General features: G+C 54.0%; 7 protein-coding genes. 2 read left to right on the forward strand and 5 right to left on the reverse strand.

Features of this window, described 5'->3' with window-relative positions; all coding sequences use genetic code 11:
- Positions 1 to 87: 87 nt before the first annotated feature.
- Positions 88 to 798, reverse strand: a complete 711-nt coding sequence (locus GQS10_RS13100; protein ID WP_166242846.1) for a CpsB/CapC family capsule biosynthesis tyrosine phosphatase — start codon at positions 796 to 798, stop codon at positions 88 to 90.
- 135 nt (positions 799 to 933) lie between these two features.
- Between GQS10_RS13100 and nadE the strand changes: the two genes are divergently transcribed.
- Positions 934 to 1,743, forward strand: coding sequence for an ammonia-dependent NAD(+) synthetase (gene nadE / locus GQS10_RS13105; RefSeq protein WP_166242847.1), 810 nt, complete (start codon positions 934 to 936; stop codon positions 1,741 to 1,743).
- Between the two features lie 175 nt (positions 1,744 to 1,918).
- Here nadE and bioA read toward each other — a convergent pair whose 3' ends face one another.
- The 3 genes from bioA to GQS10_RS13120 all read right to left on the reverse strand — a co-directional run bounded on the left by bioA (position 1,919) and on the right by GQS10_RS13120 (position 4,332).
- Positions 1,919 to 3,259 (reverse strand): adenosylmethionine--8-amino-7-oxononanoate transaminase, encoded by a 1,341-nt coding sequence (bioA, locus tag GQS10_RS13110; RefSeq protein ID WP_166242850.1) that lies wholly within the window; start codon positions 3,257 to 3,259, stop codon positions 1,919 to 1,921.
- A gap of 105 nt (positions 3,260 to 3,364) precedes the next feature.
- Complete coding sequence (locus GQS10_RS13115) at positions 3,365 to 3,844, reverse strand: CBO0543 family protein (protein WP_166242852.1); 480 nt, start codon at positions 3,842 to 3,844, stop codon at positions 3,365 to 3,367.
- A complete protein-coding gene (locus GQS10_RS13120) occupies positions 3,841 to 4,332 on the reverse strand; it encodes a CBO0543 family protein (protein ID WP_166242854.1) in 492 nt (163 codons plus the stop codon). Before GQS10_RS13120 ends, GQS10_RS13115 begins: the two co-directional genes overlap by 4 nt.
- Positions 4,333 to 4,500: 168 nt before the next feature.
- Here GQS10_RS13120 and acpS point away from each other — a divergent pair, with 168 nt between their 5' ends.
- The gene (gene acpS, locus GQS10_RS13125) at positions 4,501 to 4,899 is read left to right on the forward strand and encodes a holo-ACP synthase (protein ID WP_166242856.1); all 399 of its coding nucleotides are present in this window, start codon (positions 4,501 to 4,503) and stop codon (positions 4,897 to 4,899) included.
- Between the two features lie 55 nt (positions 4,900 to 4,954).
- Here the strand turns inward: acpS and GQS10_RS13130 are convergent, their stop codons facing one another.
- On the reverse strand, positions 4,955 to 5,815 hold the full coding sequence (locus tag GQS10_RS13130) for an AraC family transcriptional regulator (RefSeq protein WP_166242858.1): 861 nt from the start codon (positions 5,813 to 5,815) through the stop codon (positions 4,955 to 4,957).
- Between the last annotated feature and the right edge of the window lie 394 nt (positions 5,816 to 6,209).

Genomic DNA, 6,209 nt, shown 5'->3' on the forward strand with positions numbered 1-6,209 from the left:
GGAGAAGCTGCACGCCTCCCGCCAAAATAAAACAGGACAGCGCCTCAACGCTGTCCTGCTTCTTTTTCAAAATCATTATATCGAGCCTTACTTCGCCGGAATCATCGCGTTCATCCGATCACGGATGACTTGTGCCGCCGCCGTGCCTGCATGGCGCTCGACAATGCGGAAGCCTTCGGAGAGATTCGGCCTGCGCAGCTCATTATGCGCATCCGTAGCAAGCGTGTGGCAGAAGCCGCGATCGATCAGCGAGTAGGCGAAAAACCGTACGTCCTCGCCATTTTTACCGACAAGGCTGTCTACCGAAACCTGCGTCCACGCGCCGGCATGGATCAGATCCTCCAACAGCTCCGGCTTCTCGCGGAAAAACAAATGGCGCTCCGGATGCGGGATAATCGGCTGTGTACCGCGTTCACGGAACCATTTTACCCCTTTCACCGCGTCCTGAGGATAGCCTGTAAACGTCATTTCAAACAGAACATAGGCAGGATTTTCGGCAAGATAGCAAAACCGGCCATTTTCGGCGCTGCTTTGCACAAAGTCCCAGCTTTCGAGACGGACCTCGTTGCCCGGATAAATTGTAATGCCGATGCCATTCGTGTCAAGGGCAGCTTGAAGCTCCTTTACCTTCGCGCGAACGGTTTCCGCTTCAACGAGAAAATGATTATTAAAATGAGGAGTCGCAATAATGTGGCGAATGCCGTCCTCATACGCAAGCCGCGCCATTTCAAGCGCATCCTTCATCTCTTTGGCGCCGTCGTCGACACCGGGCAAAATGTGGCAGTGAATATCAATCACGGTCGTAACCTTCTCTCCATGGGCGCAAGCCTTTATTTTTATACCTGTTATCGTATCAAAGACCTTCTCCGTTGAAAAGGGTGTCTTGCAGCGGTATAATGCGGTCATACTAGGAAAAACCGGGAGGGATTGGCGATGTCGTTGCAGCAGGAAATCATAGCAAAGCTAGGTGTAAAGCCGCAAATTGACCCAGAGGCGGAAGTTCGCCGCAGAGTGGATTTTTTAAAGGATTATGTGCGGAAATCAGGGACGGCGGGCCTCTTGATCGCGATTAGCGGCGGCATTGACAGTGCGGTGGCGGCGGCCCTCTGCAAAAAGGCGACGGATGAGCTGACAGCCGAAGAAGGCAAGGCATATATGACGCTGGGCGTGTTCCAGCCGTATGGAGAGCAGGCGGACATTGAGGATTCGTATTCGGTGGCGCAGGCAATCGGGCTGAAAACGACGGTGGAAACGAACATCGAGGAAGCTGTGAATGAGATTGCGCTCGAATCCGAGTATGCGCTGAAGGCGATGGGAATACATAAGCATTTGAGCCGCGGGGGCAAAGGTAACGTAAAGGCGCGTACGCGGATGGTGGTTCAATATGCGCTGGCTTTTGAGCTGAACCTGCTGGTGGTCGGCACGGATCATGCATCGGAGGCGATCACCGGATTCTTCACGAAGTATGGGGACGGAGCGGTCGATATCACGCCTCTGTCAACGCTGAATAAGCGCCAGGTGCGCCAGCTTGGGGCGGTGCTTGGCGTGCCGGAGCGAGTCATCACCAAGGCGCCGACGGCAGGGCTTTGGGAAGGGCAGACGGATGAGACCGAGCTTGGCATTACGTACGACGATAACAGCGATTACCTCGAAGGCAAAGATATCGGCACGGAGGCCCGCGAAAAGCTCGAGAAGCAGTACCTGCGTACCGAGCACAAGCGCGTACCGATTCCGGGAATTTAAGGGTAGGGCAGGCACTTCTTGATGCCCTTGAATAAAAGAAAGACACATGCCCTTACCATGCGGCATGTGTCTTTTTTTGCTTGCAGGTGCTCTGTTTGCCGCCCCTGCTAACCTTGCTAATCGTCTTGGAGTATCCGAAGAGCGGCGGCTTCCAGCACTAGCGGCTGGCAATCGGCTACAGCCCTAGCCGATCGAGCACGCGCTCCGTGCGGTCCGCGATATCGCGGACCTGCTCAGGCTCCACGCACAGCGGGAGCCAAAAATACAGCGTGTCGCCGAGCGGGCGCAGCAGCAGTCCTTCCCGCAGGCCTTCCAGGTACACCTGGAAGCCGGTGCGGCGGGCGGAATCGAAGCGGACGCCGGCTGCCGCGTCTGCGAACAGCTCAAACGCCGCGACATGGCCCAGCGTGCGCAGGCGCCCGGTATGCGGCCGGGCGGCAAAGCGCTGCGCTTCGGCGGCGAGCGCTTCGGCTCCCGCGGCCATGCGCGCCTGCGTTTCCGGCTCGTCCAGCATGCGCAGGCTCTCGAGAGCGATGGCGCATGCCACCGGGTTGCCGGTGAAGCTGTGGCCGTGGAAAAATTGCTTGAAGCGTTCGTAGTCGTCGTAGAACGCTTCAAACACCTCCGCCGTCGCCAAGGTGGCCGACAGCGGGACAATGCCTGCCGTCAGTCCCTTCGACAGGCACATAAAATCCGGCGTAACGCCGGCATGCTCGCACGCGAACAGCCTGCCCGTGCGCCCGAAGCCGACGGCGACCTCGTCGGCAATCATGTGCACCCCGTAGCGGGTGCACAATTCCCGCACCCCGGCGACATAGTCCGCCGGGTGCATCAGCATGCCGCCGGCAGCTTGAATCATCGGCTCCACGATGATTCCCGCGATGCGGTCCGCCTCGGCGGCAAACAGCTCCCGCAGCGCGTCCAGCGCGCGTTCCGGGCCAACGCCCCCTTCCGCCTGCGGGGAAGGGGAAGGCACGCGGTAGGCGTGGAACAGCATCGGCTTAAAGATCGAATGGTACAGATCCACGCCGCCTACGCTGACCGCTCCAATTGTATCGCCGTGATAGCTGCCGTCGAGAAATACAAACTTCGTTTTGTCCGGCTTGCCGCTTTGCCGCCAATATTGGAACGACATCTTCAGCGCCACTTCCACCGCTGTCGAGCCGTTATCGGAATAAAACACCTTATCAAGTCCAGCCGGAGACCTCCGCACCAGCTGCTCGGCAAGCTCAATGCCGGGGCGGTGCGTCATACCGCTGAACATCGTGTGGTCAATCTGTTCCATTTGCCGGGCTGCCGCTTCACGCAGACGAGGATGCCCGTGCCCATGCACGTTGACCCACCACGAGGAATTCGTATCATAATAGCGATTGCCTTCCGCATCGTACACAAAAACACCTTCGGCGCGCTCCACAAGCAGATGATCGCGCTCCGCGTAGTCCTTCATCTGAGTAAACGGGTGCCATACATAGGTCCGGTCCTTGTCCAGCAGCTCCCGGCGTTCTTTTTCCAGCATGTCCTCATTACCTCCGATCCGTATGCTCCTACTGCGCTTCATATTGTACTGGAGTGTCCGGCCTGTGTCCATTTTCGATGAAGACGCATGCAGGTGAATCGTGAATCAGCCGGATGACGGCAACGGCAGCCTTTTCCAAAACCAAGCACAAAAGGATCGGGTAATGAAAAAGGTGAGGTAAAGCGAAACCCAAGTCCATGCCGCATTCCATTGAATGTAACGTATTAGATTGGTATGGTTCTCCAGAAAAATTTCCGTTACGGTCAATGCTGAGCAGAAGCTCGCATAATAGCCCAGCTTCACCCACCATTTATGCTTCTCCGGGAAATGTGCATTAAAGAAGGCGCAAAGAATCGGGTACGCCCAAAATTCAAACGTAAGGCTAGCCCGGTTAATTTCAGGAAGCAGCCGGACCGGATAAGCGAGCAGGTCATACTCAACAACAAGGAGTCCGAGCGGGTACGTAATCATTTGCTTAAATAAAAAGGCGGTGACAGCGAGTCTCCGTTTGGCCCGCGGTATTAAAAACCATAGGAGAAGGGAGAGTCCCCAAACATAGGCGATGATTGCATATTCCGTGTTCAATCGTCCCCCCTCCTTTTTAGGAACAGGACGGGTTCGCGAAAAAACCAGCGGACAAGGCCGTTCGTCGTTACAAATACAGTTATAAAATACAACCATGCAGTCAAGGCATTATATCGGACAAACTCCATCAAATCGGTGAAAAACGCAAGGGCGGTATGAAGGAAGGTAAGCGGTACCGTGAAGAGCAAAAGATGCAGTACTCGTCGCAACCAACTTCCCTGAGGTTCTGAGATAATATATAAACTGCAAATCAGCGGGTACAGCATGTATTGAGGGGTAAAACCAAAGTTGGTGGCATTTGGAAATTCGCGGACAGGAAAAATGACCATATTGAAATAAACATGGTGCGCCACTTTAATCCACACAAGGGATCCGCACATCATGTATGCGAGGATAAAGCGATGAGGCTTTGGACGTGTCACGAAAAAGGCGATGGTAGCAAGGCCAATCACCCAAGCGAATAGCAAAATGGTACGTTCCAATGTCATAGGTCAATGTCCTTAGTATAAAGGGCTGATAAACATCACTTAGTATGAGGTGTTTGTAAAAATTACATACGCTAAAATTGTGAAGAAGTGATGGCGTTGGCTGAGTGGGAACTCTTTTTGTATACTATGAAAAAGGATTGGTGTGTTTGGTATATCGGAGGTAAAAGGATGATCATTGGCATCGGAATGGATCTTGTGGAAATCGCCCGTATTCGTAAGGCCGTTGATAGCGCTGCGGGTGAACGGTTTATCATGCGGGTGCTGACGGAAGGGGAGCAGCAGGCCGCGCGCGGAAAAGCGGGCAGGCTGGCGGAATTTGTGGCGGGGCGTTTTGCCGCGAAGGAAGCGGTGGTGAAGGCGCTTGGCTGCGGAATCGGCTCCAAGGCGGGCTTTCAAGATATAGAGATTTGCCCGGACGAGCTTGGAAAGCCGGTATGCCGCTTGTCGGAATCGGCAGTGCGCCGGCTTGGACTTCATCCGGATGTACGCATACATGTCACGATTACGCACACATCGGAGCTGGCCGGCGCCTATGCGGTCGTTGAGCAGGCGGGCTGTGCAGAATGATTACGCTGAATGCGGGAGATAACGTGTGAAGCGGGTTTGTTTTGTTTACACGAACTTATTTCTTCCCGCCTGATGCAACGCGGTGCCGATTCGCATACTCGCGCGGGGGAACGCCGACGATTTTCTTAAAGATACGGCTAAAATAAAATTCGTCGGTATAGCCCACGCTGCCTGCGATCGCCTTGAGCCGATAATCGGAAAGCACGAGCAGCTCTTTTGCGCGGTCCATGCGCAGGTGATTTAAATAGTCGATCGGGCTGTAGCCGATGCATTTTTTGAATAACCGGGAATAGTGGCTGACGCTCAGGCCGGCCATTTGTGCCATTTGCTCCAACGTCAGCGGGTCCCGGTAATGGTTGATCATGTAATCCTGCGTCATTTCGATCGCTGCGGTTGTATCCCCGGCGATTTTTTGCGCGCGAAAATCGGTCAGCAGGGCAAGGAAAAATTCGTACAGCGCGATTTTGCGGCGCAGGGCGTTCATATGGCCGCGCCGCTTCCATAGGGTATCGAGATGTTCAATGAGAGAGATGAGCTGCGGGACATTGTGGACAGAGTACATGCCGTGAAAGGGGAACTCGGCGCCTCCCGGCTGGCCGATGACCCATTGCTCTTTTTCCTCGTAAGCCTCGGTGCAGTGGAAGCGCACAAAATAGTATTCTAGCGGATTCCCTTCGTCGCTGTCGCGAGATACCTGCATGCCCGGGTTAAAGAAGAACAGTTTGCCCGGCTCTGCGGGAAACCGCGTTCCGTTAATGGTAAAGTGGCCACGGCCTTTCACAATGAGCCAAAAGGAATGGTGCTTGATCGTTCGGAGCGTATGGCGCCAGCCCGGTTCGCAGCGTTGGTGCCCGACTAGTAAAATAGACAGTACGAGACGGTTTAATCTTGCGGCTAGCTCTCCTGGTGTTAGCATGACAGCCACCTCCAATAGCTGGTAAGATTTTACGGTCCTATTATTATATATGGTTTGCATAGTTTCAAATAGCACAAATATGGCAAAAAACGAGCGATGCCGGCGGTTGGCCGCATTTGTTTCCGGTTTGGGTGAGTGAGGCGCAGCGCATGATCTAGTGGCAACGCAACTAGCTGCGCTTTTCGAGCAACGCTATAATACAAATTATTTGTATTAATTTTAGTTGGAATGATAAATTGATACCAATAATACAAATTATTTGTATTAATTCGGACGAATTGCCCCGATTGCTCGATACAGGGGGAAGATAATACAAAATATTTGGATTATACCGGGCTCCGAGAGGCGCCTCGAGGTAAACAACGGTTAGGCCCCCTAATTCCGGAGTCATGCC

This window comes from Paenibacillus turpanensis (assembly GCF_011421635.1).
In the GTDB taxonomy this organism is placed as follows: Bacteria; Bacillota; Bacilli; order Paenibacillales; family YIM-B00363; genus Paenibacillus_AK; species Paenibacillus_AK turpanensis.

What these genes read in the sequence shown, in the direction of transcription:
- nadE (WP_166242847.1), top strand. Translation starts at nt 934, where the DNA reads ATGTCGTTGCAGCAGGAAATCATAGCAAAGCTAGGTGTAAAGCCGCAA.
- GQS10_RS13120 (WP_166242854.1), bottom strand. Translation starts at nt 4,332, where the DNA reads ATGACATTGGAACGTACCATTTTGCTATTCGCTTGGGTGATTGGCCTT.
- bioA (WP_166242850.1), bottom strand. Translation starts at nt 3,259, where the DNA reads ATGCTGGAAAAAGAACGCCGGGAGCTGCTGGACAAGGACCGGACCTAT.
- acpS (WP_166242856.1), top strand. Translation starts at nt 4,501, where the DNA reads ATGATCATTGGCATCGGAATGGATCTTGTGGAAATCGCCCGTATTCGT.
- GQS10_RS13130 (WP_166242858.1), bottom strand. Translation starts at nt 5,815, where the DNA reads ATGCTAACACCAGGAGAGCTAGCCGCAAGATTAAACCGTCTCGTACTG.